Genomic DNA, 23899 nt, shown 5'->3' on the forward strand with positions numbered 1-23899 from the left:
GCAGGAATTTCCACTCTTGACGTTGCGAACACCCGCGAAATTTTCGCGGCAGTATTGGCTTCATGGCGAAGACGAACAGTCGCCATTTCGGAGCCTGACGATGAGTACAACAAACCGCGGTTCGCATCCCTCAGACGCCGACGATGACGTCCTGGTTCCTCATGCGCAGGTCGCGCGGGAGCTTGGCGGCGTCACAGCAATGACTCTGTGGCGATGGGTTCGAAGAGGCGTCCTACCAATCCCGACGAAGATCAACGGCCGGAACTACCAGCGAAGAGCCGCAATCCGAGCCCTTCAACGAACCGGCTCTCCCAACACCTGACCCCGCAGCGCAGCGCGCTCTTCGGCCACGCTGCCTCCAGGCGTTTTCAGTCCTCCAGACCATCCTTCTCGTCATGGAGCAAGTGAATGAACAACTTTCAGCAAGCCTGGATCATCCGCAATTTTGAAGAAGCCATTTTCGTCGACCCGGACACAGCGACTTGCCGCTGCCCCGTGTGCGCGGAGGCAAGCGCGCTCGTCATTTCCTTCCACGGGAACCGCGCCAGCCTGGGTTGCAGCCGCGGGTGCAGCTCCGGAGCCGTTCTTGGACAAATCTGCTTCGACTCGTCGCGCTTCGAAGCGATGGGACGGTGCATATGAACAAGTACGAATTGAACACAGCGGCGCCCCCATCGCCTGCCGACGATCTTGACCAGGCCGCATCTGGCGTCGATGCCGCGCATATCCAAGGTGAACCAGTGCGCTGGCTGTGGCCGGATTGGATAGCGCGAGGAAAGATCACCATCTGTGCAGGAGCTCCCGGCTGTGGAAAGACCCTGCTCGCAATGGAAATTTCCGCAATCGTGAGCCGCGGCAGACCCTGGCCAGACGCCACTGCTTCCGTTCGGGGCCGCGTCCTCATCTGGTCGGGTGAGGACGATGTGGCGGATACGTTGAAGCCACGACTCGTCGCAGCGGATGCGGACTGTGCGATGGTAACTTTCGTCAGCAATGTGCGCGATTCGAAGTCTGGTCGACCTCGTCCGTTTGACCCCTCCACCGATCTCCGGCCGCTCGAATTGCTCATCGAGGAATACGGCGACGTCTCCCTGGTGGTCATCGACTCCATTGTGAGTGTCCTTCCCCGAAACAGCGACTCTCACCGCAACGCCGAGGTTCGCCGGGACCTGACAATTCTTCGGGAGATGGCGATGCGCCAGCACGTTGCGGTGCTGGGCATAACCCACTTCACGAAGGGTACTGGTGGCCGAGACCCCGTGGAGCGAGTAACCGGATCCCTCGCGTTCGGCGCGCTTGCCAGAAGCGTCCTTGTGGTCGCCAAGGGCGAGAACGGCGACCGCATTGTTGCTCGGGCCAAGAACAACCTGGGTCAGGAGGGCGGAGGGATACGGTTCCAGCTCAAGGCGGACGAAGTCGAAGTCGATGGCCAACTCATGCCCGTTGCAAGCATCACCTGGGGAGAGTTGCTGGAAGGATCGGCCAGTGAATTGCTCGCCGGCGCGGAGCGCCCTCGCCGGTCACGAGCCGAGACCGCCATCTGGCTCAGGGAAGTCCTCTCATCCGGACCCGTTGAAGCTTCCGTCCTGATGAGGCTCGCCCAGAATGAGGGATACCCGTGGCGAACGGTCGAGAACGCCAAATCCATCGCAGGCGCCACTTCGCGCAGAATCCGCGGCATCGGGCCTGCCGGATGCTGGGAATGGTCACTTTCAACTCCTGACGTCGCTGCTAACACCGCACAGCCTCAACCAACGGATTACGGTCTTAGCTAGAACATTTCATAGCAGGACGGGAAAGCGGGGGGGCAAGCCGGGAATATTGGCATGGGCCGCAACCACCCGTCGCACCGTCGTACAAACGCCAATCACTTTCGGAGCATTCGGAGGAAAGCGTCGTGCCCACGAACCCCCCTCGTCAAAGTGCCTCACACAGCATTTCCGCGCTGAAGTCGCTCGCACGCGACACAGGTATGGAGGCCCCTCTTCCAGACGGGATTTCACTGGATGACATCGAGGTAATCGCCTATTACCGGCTGCTGTGGGGAATGCGCGCCCCATCAGACTGGAAACCGGCGGAACTGGCCTTGATCGCCCGGGCAGCGAATCTCGACGTAGAGCTTCGTCGGGAGGAACAACGGCTGGCGGTCGAAGGTCACGTAGTCGGCGGAAAACTCAACCCGCGTGTACGCGCCGTCGAGGCGCTGGCTCGGCGACACGTCCGCTATCTGCTCCTCCTCCGCCTACCCGCCGCCCCAACCGAGGCAAGGGCCATCGCGAATCGCGCAGCACAGTTTCGAAGACTGGGTCACGGTCGAACCATCGACGATCGCGGATTCCTGGCAGGTCCACCTGCGCTGGATTCTCTGCCCTGACACGGCGCCTCACCTGGGCCGGCAGCACAGCGAAAATGACACCGCGCTATATCGTTCAACGCCGGCCCAGATTGGCTTGATAGGCAGGGCGGGATACGCTGGCACAATGCCCTTTCAGCGCCCTTTCCGGTGTGTCCACGATGACCATCTACTTTGTCCCCGATACGAACTTCTTTCTTCAGTGCCGCAGGCCTGAAAATCTCGACTGGACGGCGGTCACAACCGACACCTCAGTTGTGCTGATAGTTGTAAAGGAGGTTCAACGCGAGATTGATCGGCACAAGAGCGGGGGCAACGCCAGACGGGCGAAACGCGCACGCGAGGTCTCGGGAATGCTACGCGAGATCATCCGGACCGACGCCAGCGAATGCGCCGTGGTTGCGGGCGGGTACCGGATCTCCGTTCGCTTAGCTCCGCGACTACCCAACAACAGAGAGAGACCGGAAGAACTCGACCTGACGGCTGCGGACGAACGGGTGGTCGAGGAGGCGTTAGCGTGCGGTCACCTTCTTAACGTACAAATTTCACTCTTGACGGACGACATGGCACCTCTCCAGGCCGCCCGAGAGGTTGGCATGGGAGCCGTTGCCATACCGGACACCTGGCTGCTACCACCCGAATTGAGCGACACCGAAAAGCAGCTCCGAAATGTGCAGAAGCAGGTGGAACAACTGATGGGAAAAGGACCTCTATTGAAGGTTGAAGCTGCCCATCAAGGAACTTTAATTGCACGGTTGGATGGGACACTGATTCGCTATCAGGAACTCTCGCCTGAATTTGTGGATCGAGCGATTGCCGCAATCCGCTCGGCCCACCCGATGGATGGGACCAAAGAGCACGCGTACGTATCGATATTTGGCTCGGAGAAGTATCGCAACGATTATCAACGCTGGGAGTCCGAGCTACAGCAACGGATCGAAGCACTCCCGCGCTACTTCAACGCCCTCACGCCATGCGCGTCGTTGTCTCTGAAGTTGATCAACGAGGGTGTAAGCAGCGCAGACCACGTCGTCGTCGATATTTTCAGTCGCGGCAATGTCTACTTGGCGGACCCGTCTTCACTTGATCGAATTGAAAGTAGCATTTCACCGATGCTCCGGAAGCCGCCAGAGTTTGAGAACATCGCCCCCCGCTATCCTGGCTCCTTCAAGGAGGGCCGGAGGCTCGGCGCTGAGCCAGCATTCCCTTCCGTCGCTCCAACAGCGAACCGCGAGTTCAGATGGTCGACTGCCGAAGGCGAGACACTCATGCAGCACATGCAAGGGGAATGCATCGATTTCCGCCATGCCCTCGACCCGCACGTGAAGGAACTGCATATTCGGGCTGCCCCGGGAAACAACGAAGAACTTGCGGGTGCGGTTGATATTCGTGTTTCCGCGCGAAACGTCGCGGTACCGATCGAGGCAATGATCCCTGTGCGACTGCGGGTTTCGCTACAGGATTCTGAGCGACGAGCCACCGAAGTGATTGCGCAGGAGCTTGGGGTAGAGCTATAGCCGCTCGGGGAACGACCTGGGCAACGCTTTACCGGGCCAGCCAACCCTGCCCCGCAGATCACGCAATGAGAGCAAAGAATGAGCCAAGAGGATTGTTATACCCACGCTGACGCAGTGAACTCGATCTTTGGAATTTCCGGACCTGAGTGGTTCATTCACAAGGCTCGGCGCGACGTTGAGAGATACAAGGAGGCCGATAGTGCGCACGCGCGCGCAGAGGCGTTGGTCGACGTCTGCGCTTCATTCATCGCCGTAGAAGATTGGAGTTTTTCGTCCGGGAGCGGGATGACAGCGGGCCAATGGCGCAGTCATCACCGCGAAGCGAGCTCAGCGCACGCCTTGGTCGCGCTCATCGCGCTTGTGAGCAAGCACCGCGTTGTGAGCGATGGTCGTTTTAAGCTAATGCGCCTCGAAGCGACAGGCGAAATGAGGTTCTGGTCTGAGGATGCGACGCCAGATAGGTTACTGGCGTGGCTTCAGTCAAATAGCTCGCACGGATATACAGTGACGAATGTGCGAACGCTGTTCGATGACGATCAGATTGAAGGATACGAGATTGTTGTATCCGTTGACGCACTCATGCTCGATGGAAATGCCAGACCGGTGACCGCCGTACTAGAGGACGCGCTGAGTTACTGGTCGAATGAGATCGGAACGCGCAGCGACAAGTAAAGATGCTCCTACGGAAAGCCGGTGTGCCGAGCCGGCGCTACCCGAAAGGCCGAAGGCAGCATTCAAGTCGCCGGCGCAGGCTCCGGAAATTTCCATTTCCCGCTGAGGATTTCCGCACGTGGCCGGTACAGGCGGACCGTGTAGTTCCAACCCGGCATGATCGGCAGGCAGTTGGGCACCTTGCCGTCACATCCGCCAAATTGCACGTCGACCGCGCCGTCCGCATTTTTCTGCGTCGTGATGTTGTTCAGCGAGTAAACGTCGAAGGCGTTCTTCTGGTAGTAGCCCTCCGCGTTGTAGAGGCTGATCGACCAGAATCCATCCACCGGGACATCGCGCACGTGGAGCCTGTAGATAGTCTTGCCGTCGTTCTGCGGTGGGGTGAAGTTGAGATAGATCGCATCCTTGCGCGGATTGCCACCCCAGGTCGTCGCCGATGAAATGAGCCTCTGGACGGGATCTACCTCATTCTTCTGTCCAAACGCGCGACTGGTGTCGGTTAGGGTCGTGCCGAGGGTAATGAGCGCGTCGCGCACTTTCTTCTGGCTAACCGGGTCCCATTTTGGCAGCTCAAATTCGCCAAGACCTTGCTGCTCGGCCTTTAGCCCATCCTGCAACGCGTGGGCCTTCTTCATGTCCTCCGGGTCGTTCGGGTCGACGAGGATCCGGACGCCGACCAGCACGTAACGCGTGCCATCTGGTTTGCGAGTGATAGTGTGCCGACCTGGTGAATAGATCGCCGGCGGCGAGTACATGTCCTGGTCAATGGATTGCATTGACAGGAACCGGCCTCCGGCATCCGGGAGCGTCACCGTTACGGGACCAGCGTCCAAGTCGAAAACCGCCGAGGAATAAAGCGTGTCGCGATTGGTTCGAATGATTGTCTGTTTGTCCACTGGCATCATCTCGCGATGGTGCTGGAACTTGCCGAAGCCACCTTCCTTCGTCGCAACAGTATTGAAGTAAAGGTCGGTCTCAGCGCGAATGAAGTTCTCGACGGTGACCGGGATCGTACCGGGAGCTGCTTCCTGTGACCTGATAGCCATGGCATCGGCAGGCGGCTCCGGTTTTGCGACAGGCGCGGGCGCGACTGGAGGGCCCGGTTGGTCGGCTATGGGCTCCTGCGCAGGCTGCTTTTGACAGGCCATCAAAGACACAGCGCTCAACAATGCAAAGACAGGGATCCGCATGGCCCAACTCCCGGTTCTCGGTGGCTGTAGGTGGTGCGTCGTCGCCGCAGCAACGCGACTGCCTTGGAGCTTCCGCGTTGCGTGTGCAGCCGTAGTGAATGTCCATTCCGGGTCGAAAAGCACTCACTCCCTGCCGGACCAGCCATGATCGCAACCGGCATCGATTCGATTCCGCATCACTCTTGTAGCAAGGCCTGCCGACAACGGCCGACGAACTGATCTCGCCGAACCGGCCCCCAATTTGCCCCCAGCCCCAAAATGAAGAAAGGGCCTGCAAGGCAAAAACCTTGCAAGCCCTTGATTTCAATGGTGCCGGAAATAGGAATCGAACCTACGACCTACGCATTACGAACCGGAATTGGGACGCTCGGCGCGCTACGGCGGCCTGTCCTTACATGCGCTTCAGCGCCGGTGGCGCCCATGCGCCTTCCATGACAGCGGCGCGCGGTGAATACAGCCGCAGCGTCGGCTGGATCGGCCCGGAAGCCGGCGACGGCAACCAGTTGGACTCTTTGTCGGCGCCCGGCGATTGAGGCTGGATGTAAATGTCCAGCGAGCCGTCTGCGTTGAACTTGAGCTTGTCGCGGTCCCCGATGGCGAAGCGGTCGATCGGGTTGGGCACCTGGAAGCCCTGCGCGTCGTACATGGTCAACGACCAGAACGCGTCGGCTGGCGGCAGTTGGCCCTTGTCAAAGTGCAGGACGTACTTGTTGGCGCCGTCCAGCGGATTGCCGTCGCTGTCTGCGAACACCGACGGATAGATCGCATCCTCTGGCAGGTTGGCGCCCAGACCCGCCAGCGCCACGGTGGCGCGTCGCAGGTAGGACGTGCCGTAGGCACCCATGCCCTCGGTGGTCAGGTTCCAACCGTTGACGTGGGTGGCGCCGCCGCCGCGCTTGATGTTGGCCGTGATGTCGGACAACGCTGCCTTTGCCCCATCGTTGATGAGTGCGGTCGCCTTGTCGTCGAACTTGCTGGCGTCCCAATCGTGCCCAGGTGCCAGGCCCATCGCGCGCATTCTGAACAGGATTGGATAGTCGTTGGCGTGCGGCGGATACTTTTTCAGTAGCTGCGCGAAGCGTTTGAAGAAATCGACGCCGCTCATCTGGTCCAGCGTTACCAGCGGCGGTGTCCTGTCGTCCACGCTGGCATCGACCGGCGACGTCGCCGGTGGTGCGTAGTCCTTGCCCCAGCTCGCCAGCGGGGTCAGCTTCAGGCCGTCCTGGACCTTGTGCACGTTCTCGTAGTCGGAAGGCCCGTTCGTCTGCGTGCGTCCCATCAACCATATCGTCGACGTCGGCGCCTGAATTCTCTCGACACCCTCCGGCAGCGTGCCGTTCCAACCGGGCGGAATGTAAGCGAAGTGTCCGGCTTTCGTGCCTGTTGTACGCGCACCCAGGGACGAGAACACGTCGGACCACATGTCCAGCGTCGGCACCAGATAATACCGGTCGTTGGTGTCCGGAACCGTGAGTATCACCGGCCCCTGATTGAGGTCGAGCCAGGCGAACGAGTACAGCGTGTCGAAGTTGAACCGCACCACGTCTTTGGCGTCGGCCTTCGGATAGCTGCGGAAATGCGCGAACTGGTTGATCGGCGCCCGCATCGACACCTCGGTCGCGTTCGGCACGTTCGTCGCCTGCCGCTGCGTGACGTCCATCAGCACCAGCGGATAGGCGTAGGTGTAGACATCCTTGACCAGCGCGGTGGCTTTTTCGGGCGTCAACGTATTGAGAGCAGGTGTTGGCGCCGGGCTGGTAGATGCGCTCTGGGACGGTTCGGCGCCGCCTTGCCTGGCGGCTGGCTGATCGCGTGAGCAGGCGGCGACGGCCAACGAAAAAAGCGCGATGGCGAGTGAACTCGTGACGGTTGAGCGCATGGCTTCCTCCCTGGATGGCCTCTAATGGTCATCGGGAGAACGGTGAAGGCGCAGTGAGGGACGAACCTCACCGAAGGAAGCGCCCTTTGGCAATGCGCCGAAAGCTTCGCTGTCCCCAAGGACCGCTATCGGCCAGGAGCGGTCTTACCACCTACCGCTATCCGGTCCGATTGATCGCGAGCGCGTAAAGGTAGGCTAAGGCCAAAACAGAATGACAGCCACGAACCACGCCCAACTGCCAGTGCGGAATGCGCGACGGGCTGACACAAAGGTGGTAACGATCGTCAGCACGTTCAAGCCAAGCCACAAACGTCCGCATTGGGTCGGAAGCAGACGTTAGCACCGGCCCGAACGCCGGAGTATCCACATGACCGCTAACGGCCAATAGCGGACTTCACACCGTGGTCACCCTCGCGCGGGCATCAAGGTCGATATTTTCTATCGCCGGTGGCATGGCATACCCCCGGCCATCGAATTCGTCTATGTCAGTTAACCGTCACTAGGGGAAGGCCATGCGTTCGCTGCATATTGCCGTCGCTGCACTCGCGTCCAGTGTGTTGCTGCTCACCGGTTGCCAGCGCGCTGACACGCCGCCCTCGCAAACCGCCTCTCCCACTGCGGTCGCGCCCGCCAAAACGGTCTCGCCGACGCAGGTGCCTGCCCCCACCTCCGCGGCCGGCATTGCCGGCACTCCATCGGGCACGGTGATGACACCGGGCTATATCGAAACCATGGGCCGGATGGTCTACGTGTGGGGCTGGCCGTTGGTAAACCACTACAACCGCGCCATGGCGCTTGCGGATCTGCCCGAGCCCGGTCGCAACGGCGGCGTGTTGCCAGTGGCGCCACCGGGCTCCATCAGCATGCTGACCGACTACATCCAGGCCGACCAGAAGTTCGTGACGTGTCCCAACCAGGACACCGTCTACGGGGCCGGGTATCAGCACCTCAACACGCAGCCGGTGGTCATCCAGGTGCCGGATTTTGGAAAGCGTTTCTTCGTCTACCAGATGGCCGATTCGCGCACCGAATCGTTTTGCTCGATCGGCCAGCAGTACGGCACCAAGCCAGGTTTCTACCTGTTGGTCGGACCGGAATGGAAGGGCGACGTGCCCAAGGGCATCACCGCCACGTGCCGCTCATCGACCGATCTGGTAGCGGTGCTGCCGCGCGTCTTCATGGACGACACGCCCGAGGACCGCGCGATCGTACGTCCATTGGTCAACCAGGTCGTGCTGTACCCGCTGGACGAGTTCGATGGGACGATGAAGACGAAAGACTGGTCGAAGACCCCGGTCTTCCCGGCGCCAAAGGTCGAAGGCCCAGGCGAAATGAAATTCGTCCTGCCTGAGAAGTTCTTCGACGAGCTGCCCGCCGTCATGAAGGGTGTTCCGCCGCTACCGGGCGAAGAAGCCCTATATTCGACCGCGCAGTCGTTGCTCGACGCAGCGGCGAAGGACCCGAAGATCAAGGAGCAGTTGACCCGGATTGCCGTAGCGACCGAGAAGGATGTCATCGCGCCACTGTTCGAGTTCCGCAACAACGGCCGGCCGGTCGGCAATGGCTGGACGTCTCCGCCCAATGGCGCGCGGTGGGGCTTCGACTACCTCTCGCGTACGGCATCGGCGAAGTCCAACATCTACGACAATGCGCCTAACGAAACCCGCTATATCTATACCGACGTAGATGCCAGCGGCACGCGGCTCAACGGGGCGGGCGGGAGCGCCTACACCGTAACGTTCCCAAAGGGTCAGACGCCGCCGGTAAAGGGGTTCTGGTCGCTGACGCTCTACAACAGGCACCACCTGTTCGAGCCCAACTCGCTCAACCGCTTCGGCGTCGGCACCAAGAACAAGGACCTCAAGCTCGGCGAGGACGGTTCGTTGACGCTGTACGTCCAGCACGCCTCGCCCGGTCCCGCCCGGGAGAGCAACTGGTTGCCGGCACCGGCGGATGAGTTCTCGCTCTATATCCGTGCGTACTGGCCGGAGGCTGCAATCACTGAAGGCCGTTGGACGCCCCCGGCAGTAACCCGTGCGCGCTGATTAGAGCGTCCGCTTTGGGTCGAAAGCGGCCATACCGAGGCCGACCAGCCATGATCGCAATCATCATCGACACCGTCCCACGTCATCCTGGTCCACGGCTGTGCTCCATTGCCGGCGAAATGATCGCATCGAACTGGCCCCCAAATGGCCCCCAGTGCCCCAAATGAAAAAGGGCCTGCAAGGCAAATACCCTGCAAGCCCTTGATTTCAATGGTGCCGGAAATAGGAATCGAACCTACGACCTACGCATTACGAATGCGCCGCTCTACCAACTGAGCTATTCCGGCGGGTCTATCGGCCAGGCCCTTCCTGTACAGGCGGGCCGGCTGCGGAAATCTCCGCGAGGCGCGAATTCTAGGCGCTCGTGCCGCTTTTGGTCAATCGACCAGCTGCAGCCGAAGCTCCTTCGGCAGGGCAAAGACCATGTCCTCGGGCTCGCCGTCGAGCTCGCTGACGTGCTGGGCACCCAGTTCGCGTAAACGCTCGATCACACCCCGCACCAGGACCTCGGGCGCCGAAGCGCCGGCGGTCACGCCGATGCGCTTGCGGCCATCGACCCAGGACGGGTTGATCTCGATCGCGCCATCGATCAGGTAAGCCGCGACGCCCTCGCGCTCGGCCAGCTCGCGCAGGCGGTTGGAGTTGGAGCTGTTGATCGACCCCACCACCAGCACCAGGTCGCACTTGGCGGCCAGTTCGCGCACGGCGTCCTGGCGGTTCTGGGTGGCGTAGCAGATGTCGTCGTTCTTCGGGCCCTGCATGGCCGGGTACTTGGTGCGCAGGGCCTCGATCACGCTGCGGGTGTCGTCCACCGACAACGTGGTCTGGGTGGTGTAGGCGACGTTCTGCGGCTGGTCGATCTCCAGCGCGGCGACGTCGTCGTTGTCCTCGACCAGGTAGATCTTTCCCGAGCCGGCCTCGCGCTTCCACTGGCCCATCGTGCCTTCGACCTCGGGGTGGCCCTCGTGGCCGATCAGCACCACGTCGCGGCCGGCACGGCAGTGACGGGCCACTTCGAGGTGGACCTTGGTCACCAGCGGGCAGGTCGCGTCGAACACCTTCAGGTCGCGCCGCTGCGCTTCCTCGCGCACGGCCTTGGACACGCCGTGGGCGCTGAAGATCACGGTGGCGCCGTCGGGCACCTCGTCGAGTTCCTCGACGAAGATCGCGCCGCGGTGCTTGAGGTCGTCGACCACGAAGCGGTTGTGCACGACTTCATGGCGCACGTAGATCGGCGCGCCGAGCGTCTCGATCGCACGCTTGACGATCTCGATGGCGCGGTCGACACCGGCGCAGAAACCGCGGGGATTGGCTAGCAGAACATCCATGGCGCCATTGTACTCCGCAGGGGTCCGACTACTTGCTCGCCGCTGGCTGCGGCTTGGGCGCCAGCAGGCCAAACAGGGCGATACCGACCGCGCCGACGACAATTGCCGAATCGGCAACGTTGAACGCCGGCCAATAGTGGTCCTGCCAGTGCCACTGGATGAAATCGACGACGTGGCCGTGCAGCAGCCGGTCGATGACGTTGCCCAGGGCACCGCCGATCACCAGCGAATACGGCAGCGCGCTCTTCCAGTCGCCGCGACGGGTCTGCGCCAGCCACCAGGCGAGCAGGCCGCTGATCGCCACCGCCAGCACCACGAACACGTACTTCTGCCAGCCACCGGCATCGCTCAGGAAGCTGAACGCCGCGCCGGTGTTGTAGGTGCGGTACCAGTTCCAGAAACCTTCGATCACCGGGATCGCGGTGTACTCCGGCAGCGAGGTCAGTACCCACCACTTGGTGAGCTGGTCGAGCACGATGACGGCCACCGACAGCAGCAGCCAAGGCAACGCATTGGGACGAACGGGCGCCATCAGAACCACTCCCGGTTTTCGCCAGCGCCGAGGTTGACCACGCAGCGGCCGCACAGCTCCGGATGGGAAGTGTCGCTACCGATGTCGGCGCGGTACTGCCAGCAGCGCACGCACTTGGACTTGGTGGTCGGCGTGGCCAGCACGGCGATGTCCTTGATGCCGTCATCGGCGATGACTTCGACGTCACCGCTGATGAACAGGAAGCGCAGCTCGTCGCTGAACTGCGCCAGCCAGTTCTGGTCGGCAACGCCGGCCTTCAGCGCGATCTCGGCCTCGAGCGCGGCGCCGATGTCGCCGGCGGCGCGCATCGGCTCGAGCGTCCTGCTGACCTCTTCGCGCAGTGCCAGCAGGCGATCGAAATCCTGCGCCGACAGCACCGAGTCGTCGCCGAGCACGGCCAGTCCGTCGTACCAGGTGGTGAACAGCACGTTGTCCTCGCGCGCGCCCTGGTCGGTCACCTTCGGCAGGTGCTGCCACATCTCGTCGGCGGTGAAGGCCAGGATCGGCGCGATCCAGCGCACGAAACCCTCGGCGATTCGGTACATCGCGCTCTGCGCCGAACGGCGGCCGCGCGAGTCTTCCGGCATCGTGTAGAGACGGTCCTTGGTGACGTCGAGGTAGAGCGAACCCAGGTCGACGCTGCAGAAGTTCGACAGCGCCTGCACGATCTCGGCGAAGTCGTAGCGCTCGTAGGCGCTGGCGATGCGGTCCTGCAGTTCGGCCGCGCGGTGCACGATCCAGCGATCGAGCGCGACCATGTCGCCCAGCGGGCGCAGGTGCACGGCGGGATCGAAACCGCTGAGGTTGGCCAGCAGGAAGCGCGCGGTGTTGCGGATGCGGCGGTAGACGTCGGAATTGCGCTTGAGGATGTCGTCGGACACCGACATCTCGTTGCGGTAGTCGGTCGATGCGATCCACAGGCGCAGCACGTCGGCGCCCATCTGGTCGATGACCTTCTGCGGCGCCAGCGTGTTCTGCAGCGACTTGGACATCTTCTTGCCCTGCGCATCGACGGTGAAGCCGTGCGTGAGCACCTGCCGGTACGGGGCGACGCCGTCCATCGCCACGCCGGTCAGCAGCGAGCTGTGGAACCAGCCGCGGTGCTGGTCGGAGCCTTCCAGGTAGAGGTCGGCCGGCTTGTGCAGGCCGTCCTGCGGACGCTGAGCGAGCACGCACTCGTGGCTGACGCCGGAGTCGAACCAGACGTCGAGAATGTCGGTGACCTTCTCGTAATCCGCGGCCTCGCTGCCGAGCAGCTCTTCGGCGGTCATCGCGTACCAGGCATCGGCGCCTTCGAGCTCGACGCGCTCGGCGACCTTGCGCATCAGTTCGGGCGAACGCGGATGCGGCTCGCCGGTCTCGCGGTTGAAGAACAGCGCGATCGGCACGCCCCAGTAACGCTGGCGCGAGATCGTCCAGTCCGGACGGCCTTCGATCATGTTGTAGATGCGCGCCTCACCCCACTCCGGCACCCAGCCGACCTTGCCGATCTCGGCCAGGCTGTCGCGGCGCAGGCCGGCCTGCTCCATCGAGATGAACCACTGCGGCGTGGCGCGGAACACCACCGGCGTCTTGTGGCGCCAGCAGTGCGGGTAGCTGTGGGTGATGCGGTGGGCGAACAGCAGGTGGCCGCTGGCGCCGATCACGTCGAGGATCGGCTGCTCGGCCTTCCAGATATGCAGGCCGGCCAGCGTGGTGCCGTCGGCCGGCGGCGTCGACGGCAGGTACAGGCCGCGGCCGTCGACCGGGTTCATCTGGCCGGCGCTGTAGCGATCCTGCAGGCCGTACTTCAGGCCGACCGCATAGTCTTCCTGGCCGTGGCCCGGCGCAGTGTGGACGATGCCGGTGCCGTCCTCGGCCGAAACATGGTCACCGACCAGCACCGGGATCTCGCGATCGGCATAGAACGGATGCTGCAGCAGCTGGCTGTCGAGGTCGTTGCCGAGGACGCGACCGAGCACCTTCACGTCTTCGATGCCGTAGCGCGACAGCGCCTTGCCGGCCAGCGCCTCGGCCAGCACCAGCAAGCGGCGACTGCCATCGGCCAGGCGCGGGCCTTCGACCAGCACGTACTCGAGGTCCGGGCCGACGCTCACTGCCAGGCTCGCCGGAAGCGTCCACGGCGTGGTGGTCCAGATCGGCATCGCCACGCGCACGCCGTCTTCGACGGTGGCGCCGAACAACGCCGCCAGCGCCTGCGGGTCACGCGCGTCGTAGGCGACGTCGATGGCCCAGGACTGCTTGTCGGCGTATTCGATTTCGGCTTCGGCCAGGGCCGAGCCGCAGTCGAAGCACCAGTGCACCGGCTTCGCGCCGCGCACCAGGTGGCCGCGTTCAACGATCTTCGCCAGCGAACGGATGATGTCGGCCTCGTAGCGGAAGTCCATCGTCCGGTACGGGTTCTCCCAGTCGCCGAGCACGCCCAGGCGCTTGAAGTCGGTACGCTGCAGGTCGATCTGCTCGGCCGCGTACTCGCGGCACTTCTGCCGGAACTCGCTGGCGTCGATCTTGTCGCCGACCTTGCCGAACTTCTTCTCGACCTGGTGCTCGATCGGCAGGCCGTGGCAATCCCAGCCCGGCACGTACGGCGCGTCGAAGCCGGCCAGCAGCTTGGACTTCACCACCACGTCCTTGAGCACCTTGTTGACCGCATGGCCCAGGTGTATCGCGCCGTTGGCATACGGCGGACCGTCGTGCAGCACGAAGCTGCGCTCGCGCTTGCCGACCTTCTCGCGGATTCGCTGGTACAGGCCCTCGCCTTCCCAGCGCGCCAGGGTCACCGGCTCGCGCTTGGGCAGGTCGCCGCGCATCGGGAAATCCGTCGCCGGCAGATGCAGGGTGGCTTTGTACTGGTTGGTTTCGTTATTGGTCACAGCGTGCGCTCAGGCGAAAACTTCTTGCGAAAGGATGGCGCGGGCCTGCTCGGCGTCGCGGTGCATCTGCGCGGTCAGTGCCGGCAGATCGGAGAATTTCAGTTCATCACGCAGCTTGGCGACGAATTCGACTTCGATGCGCTGGCCGTACAGGTCACCGTTGAAGTCGAACAGGTGTGCTTCGAGCAAAGGCTCCACGCCGGCCACGGTCGGCCGCGTTCCCAGGCTCGACACGGACGCGCGCGGCGTGTCGCCGACGCCGTGCACCCAGGTCGCATAGATGCCCGACAAGGCCGGGGTCTTGCCGGCGAAGCGGAGGTTGGCGGTCGGGAAACCGAGCGTGCGGCCCAGGCGCTTGCCGGGCACGACGTGGCCGTCGATCGCATAGGGCCGGCCGAGCAGTTCGGCGGCCGCGTCGAAATCACCGGCGAGCAGTGCCTCGCGGATCTTCGTGCTCGACACGCGCTCGCCATCGAGCAGGAACGGTTCGATCTCGCCGGCACTGAAGCCGTGCTCGGCGCCCATCCGCTGCAACAGTGCGATGTCGCCGGCGCGGCCCTTGCCGAAGCGGAACTCCGGGCCGACCCAGACTTCGCGCGCCGACAGGCGGCCCATCAGCACGGTGCGGACGAAGTCCTCGGCCGACATGCTGCTGAAGCGGCGATCGAAACGCAGCAGGCCGAGCTGATCGGCGCCAAGCGCGAACAGGCGCTCGGCCTTGGCGTGGGTCAGCAGCAACCGCGGCGGCGGTGCCGCCGGGGCGAAGAACTCGCGCGGCAGCGGCTCGAAGCTCAGGACGACCGCTTCCACGCCCAGCGCGCGCGCGCGGGCGACCGTGTGGCGCACCAGCGCCTGATGCCCGAGATGCAGGCCGTCGAATGCGCCGATGCAGACCACACTGCCGTGCGGGCACCGGGACCCGCCCTCGACGTCACGAAAAAGCCTGCTCATTGCCATTAAGTATAGCCGGGGCAAGGGATTTCCATTCTCTGGACACTTGTCTCTCTGAACACCGTCCTCCCCGCGCAGGCGGGGACCCCAGCGACTTTGCAGGCGGACAGGAACGACGCTGGGTTCCCGCCTGCGCGGGAATGACGGGTCATTTTGTTCAGTGCCCGCGCAGATCGCGCGGACGGATGCCCTGCATCCAAAGTGCGGCGGCATAGGCGAAACCGCCGGCGCCGACCAGCACGCCCAGCTTCCACACCCGCTCCCACCACGGCCACTCGCTCCAGCCCTGCCAGCCCCAGAGGATGGCCAGCAGCACCGCCGTCATCGCGAGGCTGGCCACGGCGATCTGACGCAGGAAACGGCGCCAGCCGGGCTGCATCTCGTAGACCTTGGCGCGGCTGAGGTACCACCACAGCTGCAGCGCATTGGTCCAGCCGGCGATCGCGATGGCCAGCGCCAGCAGGGCGTGCGCGCCGGGGATGCGACCCAGCGCATCGAGCAGGCCGGTCGACTGCGCCCGTGCGGCGGCGCCAACGTCGGTCAGGAACAACAGCCCCAGCATCAGGGTGACGGTCATCAGCACGTTCACCGCCACCGACACCACCGCCGACTTCACCGGCGTCTTCGTGTCCTGACGCGAATAGAAGCCCGGCGCCAGCACCTTCACCAGCAGGAACGCCGGCACCGCGGTCGACTGCGCGATCAGGCTCAGCTGCGCCATGCGCGTGTCCTCGGCACTGAAGTGGCCGTGCTGGAACAGCGCTGCGATCAGCGGCTTGGCGCAGAGCACCAGGCCGATGCAGGCCGGCACGCCGATCATCATGCAAAGGCGGAAGCCCCAGTCCAGGCCGCGCGAGAAGCCTTGGGGATCGGTGTCGGCGTGGCGTGCCGACAGGTGCGGCAGGATCACCGTACCGATGGCGACGCCGAACATGCCCAGCGGGAATTCCAGCAGGCGGTCCGTGTAGTACAGCCAGGTCACGCTGCCGCTGATCAGGAACGAGGCCATGATCGTGTTCAACAGCAGGTTGACCTGGGCCACGGACGAGCCGAACAGGGTCGGCACCATCAGCTTCATGATCTTGCGCACGCCGCCGTGCGAACCACCCCAGCGCGGCCGCGGCAGCAGCCCGATCCGTGCCAGCGAGGGCAGCTGGAACACCAGCTGGGCGATGCCGGCGGCGAACACGCCCCAGGCCAGCGCCAGCACCGGCTCGTAACCCCACTCCTTGAGCTGCGGCGCCAGGCACAGCGCGGCCAGGATCATCGAGATGTTCAGCAGCACCGGCGACAGCGCCGGTATGGCGAAGCGCTTGTAGCTGTTGAGGATGCCGCCGACGAAGGAGGCCAGCGAGATGAACAGCGCATAGGGGAAGGTGATTCGCAGCATCAGCTCGGCCAGCTCGCTCTGCTCGCTGCCGGGCTCGAAGCCGGGTGCGAACAGGCGCATGACCGCGGGCGCGAAGATCACCGCCAGGGCCGTGATCACCAGCAGCGCGGCGGTCAGGGTGCCGGCGACCCGGTCGATCAGTTCCTTGACCGCGGCCTCGTCGTGCTTGGCCTTGTACTCGGCCAGCACCGGCACGAAGGCCATCGAGAACGAACCCTCGGCCGAGAGCCGGCGCATGAAATTGGGGATCCGGAAGGCCACCACGAAGGCGTCCATGGCCGGGCTGGCCCCGAACACGGCCGCGTAGATCTGGTCCCGCACCAGCCCGGAAACGCGCGAGATGAAGGTCATCGCGCTGAAAACGGTTGTAGAGCGCAACAGCCCGCCACTCATCGGCCCTTCCCCCTGCCGCTCACGCACGCCCTGCCGGGCCCGGCTTCGTTGGGCCTGGCGAGGTTGACGCAACCCATTGTATCGTCCATACTTTCCGGTCTGATTTTCCGCAATCCCATATTTCTCTTACCAGTTTCCAGGAATTTGCCGTGGCAAACATCAAGTCCGCCAAAAAGCGCGCCAAGCAGACCGTCGTCCGCAATGCCCGCAACGCCAGCCAGCGTTCGATGCTGCGTACCGCTGTGAAGAAGGTGCTCAAGGCCCTGGGCGAGAACGACGCCGCCGGCGCCGAGACCGCCTTCGCAGTCGCACAGCCGATCCTCGATCGCTTCAGCTCGCGTGGTCTCATCCACAAGAACAAGGCTGCCCGTCACAAGGCTCGCCTGAACGCCCGCATCAAGGCGCTCAAGGCTGCGTGATCCTGCCGACGCGCCGGCAACGCCGGCGCTGAAGCGGTAGTCAAGTTCGTCGCCCTGCCCGGCCTCACCGCCGGCAGCGCAAAACAAAAACCCGGCCGATGCCGGGTTTTTTGTTGCCTGTGCGACAGGCTCAAGGCGCATGCGGGCCTTCTGCCTGCGCGGCCTCCAGCGCGTCCGCACGCTGGCGGTCGAAGAACGCCATCACGTCCTGCATGATCGGGAACGTGCCTTCGCGACCGATCGCCGAGACCATGTACCAGCGGTCCTTCCAGCCGAGCTCGTCGATGATGGCCTTGGCCGCGGCCTGCTGCTCTTCTTCCAGCAGCAGGTCGGCCTTGTTGAGCACCAGCCAGCGCGGCTTGTCGAGCAGTTCCGGGTCGTGCCTGGCCAGCTCGCGCTCGATCGCGCGCACCTGCTGGGCCGGGCTCAGCTGCTCGTTGCCGTCTTCCTCGCCGAACGACATCGGCGCCATGTCCACCAGGTGCAGCAGCAGACGCGTGCGCTGCAGGTGGCGCAGGAACTGCGCGCCCAGGCCGGCACCGTCGGCGGCGCCTTCGATCAAGCCCGGGATGTCGGCGATGACGAAGCTGCGATGCGCTTCGACGCTGACGACGCCCAGGTTCGGATAGAGCGTGGTGAACGGATAGTCGGCGACCTTGGGAGTCGCCGCCGACACTGCACGGATCAGCGTGCTCTTGCCGGCATTGGGGAAGCCGAGCAGGCCGACATCGGCCAGCAGCTTGAGCTCGAGCTTGAGCTCGCGCTCTTCGCCCGGCAGGCCCGGCAGCGCCTTGCGCGGCGAGCGGTTGACCGAGCTCTTGAAATGCATGTTGCCCAGGCCGCCACTGCCGCCCTTGGCCACCAGCAGGCGATCGCCGTGGCTGACCAGGTCGCCGATGACTTCATCGGTGCCGACATTGGTGACCACGGTGCCGACCGGCACGGTGATGATCAGGTCTTCGCCAGCCTTGCCGTACATCTGCCGGCCCATGCCGTTCTCGCCGCGCTTGGCGCGGAACTGGCGCTGGTGGCGGAAGTCGACCAGGGTGTTGAGGTTCTCGTCGGCAACCAGCCAGACGCTGCCGCCGGCGCCACCGTCACCACCATCGGGGCCGCCAAGCGGGATGAATTTTTCACGGCGGAAGCCAACGCAGCCATTGCCGCCGTTGCCTGCGCTGACCTGGATTTCGGCTTCGTCGACGAGTTTCATGGGAGCGTTGAATACTTCAGTAGTGGAGCTGTTGAACGATGCGAGCTTATCGCAGAAACGAAAAGCCCCGCCGAAGCGGGGCCCCTCGCTGCAGCTTCGAATCCGATTACTCGGAGACGACGCTGACGGTGCGACGCTTCTTCGGGCCCTTGGTCGCGAACTCGACCTTGCCGTCGACCAGCGCGAACAGGGTGTGATCGCGGCCGAGGCCGACGCCGGAACCCGGGTGGAACTGGGTGCCGCGCTGACGAACGATGATGTTGCCGGCCTCGATGGCCTGGCCGCCGTACATCTTCACGCCGAGGTACTTCGGGTTGGAGTCGCGGCCGTTACGGGTGGAACCTACGCCCTTTTTGTGTGCCATGGCTGCTTCTCCTAATTAGCCGGCGATGCCGGTGATTTCGATTTCGGTGTAGTGCTGACGGTGACCCATCTGCTTGCGGTGGTGCTTGCGGCGACGGAACTTCACGATGCGCACCTTGTCGGCGCGGCCGTGGCCGACGACCTTGGCGGAGACGGTTGCACCCTTGAGGGCGTCGCCGATCTTCACGCCGTCGCTTCCGCCCAGCATCAGGACGTTGTCGAGCTTGATCTCGCTGCCGACTTCGGCATCGAGCAGTTCAACGCGCAGGGTTTCGCCCTGCATCACGCGGTACTGCTTACCGCCGGTGACTACTACTGCGTACATGACCAGATTCCTCTGTAGTTATTTTGGTCGCTGCCGCACCCAGAATCGGGCGGACAGAAGCGGAATTTTAGGGGTTTCAGCGGGTTACGGCAAGTACTGGGCCACTTTCGGGCCCGCGGGGGCCGGAAGCGGCCTGCCACCCCCTTAACGCCGCCCATGCTGTACTGCCGGGGCGCCGGGGCGACGCCGGGGCGGCGTCGAGCCTGGCCCCGCAGCCTCCGTCCGGGACGCCTGAGCGGGAGGAACCGCCATGTTCGGACAGATTCTAGAGCAGGTGAGCCGCCGGTTCGGCCTCGATCCGGACCAGGCCAAGCGCTTGATGGGCCTGCTGGTGGCGCAGGTCTTCAATCCCAAGCACGGCGGACCTGCCGGCTTCATCCAGTCGTTCAGGAACCAGGGACTGGGCGAGCTGGTCGACTCCTGGCTCGGGCCCGGGCCAAACCAGCCCATCACCCCCGCCCAGCTCGAGGGCGTCCTTGGCAGCGACACGCTTTCCAGCTTCGCAACCCGCCTGGGCCTGCCCGCCGCAACCGTAGGCACTGCCGCGGCGGCGATGCTGCCCGATGCGATCGACGAACTCAGCGAGCATGGCGACCTGCCGGTCGCGGCCAGTGCGCTGTCGCAGAAGCTCGAGCACTGGTTTGGCGGGATTGGCATTGGACTGGACGAGTTCGGGCAATGGGCGACCGCGTCCGCGGTCGGCGCGACCGGCGTCGCGGCCGCGGCACCATTGCGACCCGAGCCACCTGTCGTCGAACCCGCTCGTCCGCGGCCCAGGGCCCGCCACTTGCTGCCGTTGTTGCTGATCGGTGCAGTGATAGCCGCCGCGGTGCTGCTGCCACGCGGTTGCCACGGCGAACGCACCGGCGTCACCGATGTGCCGACCACCGCAGTAAACGGTGATGCAGCCACGCAGGCACTGGACCAGTTGCTCGCGCGCGACTTCAATGCGGACGACCTGGTGCGTGCGCTGAACCTGATGGTGGTGCACTTCGACACCGACAGCGCACGCATCTCCGCGCAGAGCGACGCGATCCTCGCCAAGGCCGCTGTTGCGATGAAGAAGTCGCCTGCGGGAACGCGCATCGAGATCGGTGGCCATACCGACAACAGCGGCGATGCCGCCGCCAACACGAAGCTCTCGAAGGATCGCGCCGACGCAGTGAAACAGCGACTGATCGAGCAAGGCGTCGATGCATCCATCCTCACCAGCGTCGGCCATGGACAGGATCAACCGGTTGCTGACAACGCGACGGATGAAGGACGCGCGCGCAATCGTCGAATCGAGTTCAGTGTTGTGAAGTAGGCAACAATTTCACGCGAAGTAGACACGCAGCATCTGCTGCCGTGCGCATTCATCATTGACTTCACTGATCGCGCAAGCGCTTCCTGCTCATGCGTGAGTATTTTCCTGTGCCGAGTGCTTGCACTTCTCCGATGGTTTGGAATAGGTTCACGTTGTGAGCGGCTACAGGGGGCCGATCACCATCGAGCATCCCACGCGGCTGCGTGTTGAACGCGGCAAGAGGGATTGAACGCGACCAAGAAGGCGCGATCAGAAAAACAGGGGCCCCGGCATGTCAGTGGAAGGATCCGGCAACGTCCGCGTTGCGCCCTCGAGTAGTACGCCCGCGGCAACCAGCCGCCCCATCACTCATCCAATCCCGCGTGCCAGCGCACGGCTGCATTGCAGCGCCTGCGCCATTGGCACACACCCTGTCGGGCGACACGGATCTGCTCCGATGTAGCCGACACGAACCCCGGAGCCAGGGGGAGGCGACGGGAAATCCTGAGCAGCCAACAAAGGATGTTGTCATGACTCGCAAGACTCGCTCCCTGAAGTGGACCGCGCTGGCCATCGCTACCGCTTTCATCGTCGCTCCTGCCGCCAACTCCGGCGGAAAGCTGCCGAACGTCAGCACGTCCAAGATTTCCACCGTGTCCAAGCAAGCGGCAAAGGCGGCCAAGAAGCAGCCTGTGCAGTACGACCGCTTCATCATCACCTACCGATCGGACGCCAGGAAGCTGAGCGCTGCTGCCAGCGGCACGCAACTGGCCACGGCAGCCAAGACGCTGGGCCTGGGCATCGCACCGCTACGCACGCTGGCGACCGGCAGCTCGCTGATCCGCACCGACCGCAAGCTCGATCTCGCCGCGACCAAGCAGCTGATGGTCGAGCTGATGAAGGATCCGGCCGTGCTCGCGGTCGAGCCCGATCGCCTGCGCAAGCCGCTGATGGTGCCCAACGATCCGCTGTATGCGCAGCAGTGGCACTACAAGAATGGTCCGGGCGGCATCAACGCCGAGCCGGCATGGGACATCAGCACCGGTTCCGGAGTGGTCGTCGCCGTGCTCGATACCGGCATCACGCCGCATTCGGAATTGAACACCCAGACCGTCGCCGGTTACGACTTCATCATCGACCCGGAAGTGAGCGTCGATGGCGATGGCCGTGACGCCGACCCGAACGATCCGGGCGACTGGCACGACGGCGAGTGCAACATCTTCGGCATCCCCGAAGACAGCAGCTGGCACGGCACGCATGTCGCCGGCACGGTTGCCGCCGCGACCAACAACAGCGCAGGCGTAGCCGGCGTCGCGTTCGGCGCGAAGGTGCAGCCGGTACGCGTGCTCGGCAAGTGCGGCGGTTACGAGTCCGACATCATCGATGCGGTGACGTGGGCATCGGGCGGCACGGTAGCCGGGGTTCCGGCCAATGCCACGCCGGCGGAAGTCATCAACCTCAGCCTCGGTGGCGGCGGCGCCTGCTCCGTTGCCGAACAGGCGGCTTACACCGCGGCGGTCGGTCGCGGCACGACGGTTGTCGTGTCGGCGGGCAATTCATCCGACGATGCGGCCAACTACTCACCGGCCAGCTGCAACGACGTGATCACGGTTGCCTCGGTGGGCCCGACTGGCACGATCTCGGACTTCTCCAACTACGGCGCGGTTGTCGACGTTGCCGCACCGGGCGGTTCGGGCTACACGCCGGCGGCGGACAACATCCTGTCGACGCTCAACCTCGGCCTGCAGGGCCAGGGAGCCGAAGGCTATGCCTGGTACGCGGGCACCTCGATGTCGGCACCGCACGTGTCGGGCACGATCGCCCTGATGCAGGCCGCCGCAGCTACACCGAAGACTCCTGCGCAGGTCAAGAAGATCCTCGAGAACACCGCCTATGCCTCCGGCGGATTCGCGGGTGGGTGCAGCTACGACAACTACTGCGGCGCCGGCATCATCGATGCACGCTATGCAGTGGCAGTTGCGGCTGGCACGGAAGCCTTGCCGCCGGACGTCCCGCCGCCGCCGCCGCCGCCGCCGGCCATCCCGCTGAGCAACGGTGTCACCGTCACCGGCATCACCGTCGCCGCCAACGGCACGATCCGCTACGAGCTGCTGGTTCCCAACGGCGCGTCCAACCTGCTGTTTGCCATGTACGGCGGGACTGGCGATGCCGACATGTACGTTCGGCGCGGCGCCGAGCCGACGTTGACTGCGTATGACTGCCGTCCGTTCAGTTCAGGCAACAACGAGAACTGCTTCTTCCCGGCACCGCAGGGCGGCAAGTGGTACGTGACGATCCGTGGCTTCAGTGCCGCCACCGGCGTGTCGCTGTATCCCAGCTTCACCGACGCCAACTGGCCGCGCTCGGTCGAGGCCGAGGCCACCGCGCTCAGCAACCATCGCACGCGCGTTGATCTCACCTGGACCTTCGGCAAGAAGAACATCGACATCTACCGCAATGGCGCCATCCTCAAGACCGTGAAGAACAAGGGCGCAGCGACCGATACGTTCCGCATCATCGGCAGCGGCACCATGAGCTACAAGCTGTGCAACAACGGTACGCAGGAATGCGCGGATCCGGTCGAGATCGAGTACGTCTCGCACAAGTAAGTACTGAGATGACACCAGCGAGGGCCCGGTTCGCCGGGCCCTCCCTTTCGTGAAGCCTTGCTCCCGGAGCGCCCATGAAGCCAGTCCGCATGACTGCAGTACCCACCCTTTCCTCGTCATCGCGCACGACGTTGGTCGTCGCGATGACGCTTGTTGGCGCGATCGCCTTTGCCGGTTGCAGCCGTGACGCCACGCCGACGTCCCCGGCGCAGGCCCAGGCGGACATGGCCGCCGCACCCCCGGCAGCGCAGTTCGAGGCGCGCGTGAACCTGGTCAACAACAACGGCACGGTGCGCTATGACGGCACCGTCGACAGCGAGAGCAGCCGCAAGGCCATCGAGGCGATGCTGCGTCAGGCCTACGGACCCGGCATCACCGGCGCGCTCACCGTGGACGCTGCCGCAAGGCCGGCACCATGGCAGGCAAACCTGCCGCAGTTCCTCGGCGCATTCACGATGCCCGGCGCCGCAATTGGCTTTGACGGGCAACGCATCGAACTGGGCGGCTACGCATCGGACCCTGACCGCACCGCCCTGCTCGCCCGCGCCGAACAGCTGTTCCCGGG

19 protein-coding genes and 1 tRNA gene are annotated in these 23899 nt (G+C 64.1%); 9 read left to right on the forward strand and 11 right to left on the reverse strand.

Going from position 1 to position 23899, the window contains the following annotated elements:
- Positions 1 to 408 precede the first annotated feature (408 nt).
- From AC3A3Q_RS08815 to AC3A3Q_RS08835, 5 genes are all read left to right on the forward strand, one after another.
- Positions 409 to 642, forward strand: a complete 234-nt coding sequence (locus AC3A3Q_RS08815) for a hypothetical protein (RefSeq protein WP_487585888.1) — start codon at positions 409 to 411, stop codon at positions 640 to 642.
- Positions 639 to 1775, forward strand: coding sequence for an AAA family ATPase (locus AC3A3Q_RS08820; protein WP_487585889.1), 1137 nt, complete (start codon positions 639 to 641; stop codon positions 1773 to 1775). Before AC3A3Q_RS08815 ends, AC3A3Q_RS08820 begins: the two co-directional genes overlap by 4 nt.
- A 122-nt stretch (positions 1776 to 1897) precedes the next feature.
- Positions 1898 to 2374 (forward strand): hypothetical protein, encoded by a 477-nt coding sequence (locus tag AC3A3Q_RS08825; protein WP_487585890.1) that lies wholly within the window; start codon positions 1898 to 1900, stop codon positions 2372 to 2374.
- A gap of 140 nt (positions 2375 to 2514) precedes the next feature.
- Positions 2515 to 3870, forward strand: coding sequence for a PIN domain-containing protein (locus AC3A3Q_RS08830; RefSeq protein ID WP_487585891.1), 1356 nt, complete (start codon positions 2515 to 2517; stop codon positions 3868 to 3870).
- Between the two features lie 78 nt (positions 3871 to 3948).
- Positions 3949 to 4542, forward strand: coding sequence for a hypothetical protein (locus AC3A3Q_RS08835; protein WP_487585892.1), 594 nt, complete (start codon positions 3949 to 3951; stop codon positions 4540 to 4542).
- A gap of 62 nt (positions 4543 to 4604) precedes the next feature.
- Here AC3A3Q_RS08835 and AC3A3Q_RS08840 read toward each other — a convergent pair whose 3' ends face one another.
- Positions 4605 to 5732, reverse strand: coding sequence for a DUF1254 domain-containing protein (locus AC3A3Q_RS08840; protein ID WP_487585893.1), 1128 nt, complete (start codon positions 5730 to 5732; stop codon positions 4605 to 4607).
- A 391-nt stretch (positions 5733 to 6123) separates the two neighbouring features.
- Positions 6124 to 7566: a DUF1254 domain-containing protein gene (locus tag AC3A3Q_RS08845; RefSeq protein ID WP_487585894.1), complete on the reverse strand. Its 1443-nt coding sequence runs from the start codon at positions 7564 to 7566 to the stop codon at positions 6124 to 6126.
- Between the two features lie 557 nt (positions 7567 to 8123).
- Between AC3A3Q_RS08845 and AC3A3Q_RS08850 the strand changes: the two genes are divergently transcribed.
- The gene (locus AC3A3Q_RS08850) at positions 8124 to 9656 is read left to right on the forward strand and encodes a DUF1254 domain-containing protein (RefSeq protein WP_487585895.1); all 1533 of its coding nucleotides are present in this window, start codon (positions 8124 to 8126) and stop codon (positions 9654 to 9656) included.
- A 211-nt stretch (positions 9657 to 9867) separates the two neighbouring features.
- Here AC3A3Q_RS08850 and AC3A3Q_RS08855 read toward each other — a convergent pair.
- From AC3A3Q_RS08855 to murJ, 6 genes are all read right to left on the reverse strand, one after another.
- Positions 9868 to 9943: transfer RNA gene (locus AC3A3Q_RS08855), tRNA-Thr, on the reverse strand.
- A gap of 90 nt (positions 9944 to 10033) precedes the next feature.
- Positions 10034 to 10984, reverse strand: a complete 951-nt coding sequence (gene ispH, locus AC3A3Q_RS08860) for a 4-hydroxy-3-methylbut-2-enyl diphosphate reductase (protein ID WP_487585896.1) — start codon at positions 10982 to 10984, stop codon at positions 10034 to 10036.
- A gap of 28 nt (positions 10985 to 11012) precedes the next feature.
- Complete coding sequence (lspA, locus tag AC3A3Q_RS08865; protein WP_487585897.1) at positions 11013 to 11516, reverse strand: signal peptidase II; 504 nt, start codon at positions 11514 to 11516, stop codon at positions 11013 to 11015.
- A complete protein-coding gene (ileS, locus tag AC3A3Q_RS08870; protein WP_487585979.1) occupies positions 11516 to 14326 on the reverse strand; it encodes an isoleucine--tRNA ligase in 2811 nt (936 codons plus the stop codon). The genes lspA and ileS overlap by 1 nt, the downstream gene beginning before the upstream one ends.
- A 72-nt stretch (positions 14327 to 14398) precedes the next feature.
- Entirely contained in the window at positions 14399 to 15340 is a 942-nt protein-coding gene (locus AC3A3Q_RS08875) for a bifunctional riboflavin kinase/FAD synthetase (RefSeq protein WP_487585898.1), read from the reverse strand.
- 157 nt (positions 15341 to 15497) lie between these two features.
- Positions 15498 to 17123 carry a murein biosynthesis integral membrane protein MurJ gene (gene murJ / locus AC3A3Q_RS08880; protein ID WP_487585899.1) on the reverse strand — a complete coding sequence of 542 codons (1626 nt, stop codon included), beginning with the start codon at positions 17121 to 17123 and terminating at the stop codon, positions 15498 to 15500.
- 149 nt (positions 17124 to 17272) lie between these two features.
- Between murJ and rpsT the strand changes: the two genes are divergently transcribed.
- Positions 17273 to 17542 (forward strand): 30S ribosomal protein S20, encoded by a 270-nt coding sequence (gene rpsT / locus AC3A3Q_RS08885; RefSeq protein WP_137833401.1) that lies wholly within the window; start codon positions 17273 to 17275, stop codon positions 17540 to 17542.
- A gap of 130 nt (positions 17543 to 17672) precedes the next feature.
- Here the strand turns inward: rpsT and obgE are convergent, their stop codons facing one another.
- The 3 genes from obgE to rplU form a co-directional block, all read right to left on the reverse strand.
- Positions 17673 to 18752, reverse strand: coding sequence for a GTPase ObgE (obgE, locus tag AC3A3Q_RS08890; protein WP_487585900.1), 1080 nt, complete (start codon positions 18750 to 18752; stop codon positions 17673 to 17675).
- Positions 18753 to 18858: 106 nt separating this feature from the next.
- Positions 18859 to 19116 (reverse strand): 50S ribosomal protein L27, encoded by a 258-nt coding sequence (gene rpmA, locus AC3A3Q_RS08895; protein ID WP_200605762.1) that lies wholly within the window; start codon positions 19114 to 19116, stop codon positions 18859 to 18861.
- 15 nt (positions 19117 to 19131) lie between these two features.
- Entirely contained in the window at positions 19132 to 19440 is a 309-nt protein-coding gene (gene rplU / locus AC3A3Q_RS08900) for a 50S ribosomal protein L21 (RefSeq protein WP_158731474.1), read from the reverse strand.
- Positions 19441 to 19690: 250 nt separating this feature from the next.
- On the opposite strand from rplU, the gene AC3A3Q_RS08905 reads away from it, so the two are divergent.
- Positions 19691 to 20746 (forward strand): OmpA family protein, encoded by a 1056-nt coding sequence (locus AC3A3Q_RS08905; protein ID WP_487585901.1) that lies wholly within the window; start codon positions 19691 to 19693, stop codon positions 20744 to 20746.
- 509 nt (positions 20747 to 21255) lie between these two features.
- Entirely contained in the window at positions 21256 to 23334 is a 2079-nt protein-coding gene (locus AC3A3Q_RS08910) for a S8 family peptidase (protein ID WP_487585902.1), read from the forward strand.
- Positions 23335 to 23899 lie beyond the last annotated feature (565 nt).

Source organism: Lysobacter sp. Soil_C_59 (assembly GCF_057656415.1).

Excerpts from the sequence above, each read along its gene's own strand:
- ileS (WP_487585979.1), bottom strand. The coding sequence starts at position 14,326 with ATGCGCGGCGACCTGCCCAAGCGCGAGCCGGTGACCCTGGCGCGCTGG.
- AC3A3Q_RS08830 (WP_487585891.1), top strand. The coding sequence starts at position 2,515 with ATGACCATCTACTTTGTCCCCGATACGAACTTCTTTCTTCAGTGCCGC.
- AC3A3Q_RS08820 (WP_487585889.1), top strand. The coding sequence starts at position 639 with ATGAACAAGTACGAATTGAACACAGCGGCGCCCCCATCGCCTGCCGAC.
- AC3A3Q_RS08875 (WP_487585898.1), bottom strand. The coding sequence starts at position 15,340 with ATGAGCAGGCTTTTTCGTGACGTCGAGGGCGGGTCCCGGTGCCCGCAC.
- murJ (WP_487585899.1), bottom strand. The coding sequence starts at position 17,123 with ATGAGTGGCGGGCTGTTGCGCTCTACAACCGTTTTCAGCGCGATGACC.
- ispH (WP_487585896.1), bottom strand. The coding sequence starts at position 10,984 with ATGGATGTTCTGCTAGCCAATCCCCGCGGTTTCTGCGCCGGTGTCGAC.
- rplU (WP_158731474.1), bottom strand. The coding sequence starts at position 19,440 with ATGTACGCAGTAGTAGTCACCGGCGGTAAGCAGTACCGCGTGATGCAG.
- AC3A3Q_RS08815 (WP_487585888.1), top strand. The coding sequence starts at position 409 with ATGAACAACTTTCAGCAAGCCTGGATCATCCGCAATTTTGAAGAAGCC.
- obgE (WP_487585900.1), bottom strand. The coding sequence starts at position 18,752 with ATGAAACTCGTCGACGAAGCCGAAATCCAGGTCAGCGCAGGCAACGGC.
- AC3A3Q_RS08850 (WP_487585895.1), top strand. The coding sequence starts at position 8,124 with ATGCGTTCGCTGCATATTGCCGTCGCTGCACTCGCGTCCAGTGTGTTG.
- AC3A3Q_RS08835 (WP_487585892.1), top strand. The coding sequence starts at position 3,949 with ATGAGCCAAGAGGATTGTTATACCCACGCTGACGCAGTGAACTCGATC.
- AC3A3Q_RS08910 (WP_487585902.1), top strand. The coding sequence starts at position 21,256 with ATGACTCGCAAGACTCGCTCCCTGAAGTGGACCGCGCTGGCCATCGCT.
- AC3A3Q_RS08905 (WP_487585901.1), top strand. The coding sequence starts at position 19,691 with ATGTTCGGACAGATTCTAGAGCAGGTGAGCCGCCGGTTCGGCCTCGAT.
- AC3A3Q_RS08840 (WP_487585893.1), bottom strand. The coding sequence starts at position 5,732 with ATGCGGATCCCTGTCTTTGCATTGTTGAGCGCTGTGTCTTTGATGGCC.
- lspA (WP_487585897.1), bottom strand. The coding sequence starts at position 11,516 with ATGGCGCCCGTTCGTCCCAATGCGTTGCCTTGGCTGCTGCTGTCGGTG.
- rpmA (WP_200605762.1), bottom strand. The coding sequence starts at position 19,116 with ATGGCACACAAAAAGGGCGTAGGTTCCACCCGTAACGGCCGCGACTCC.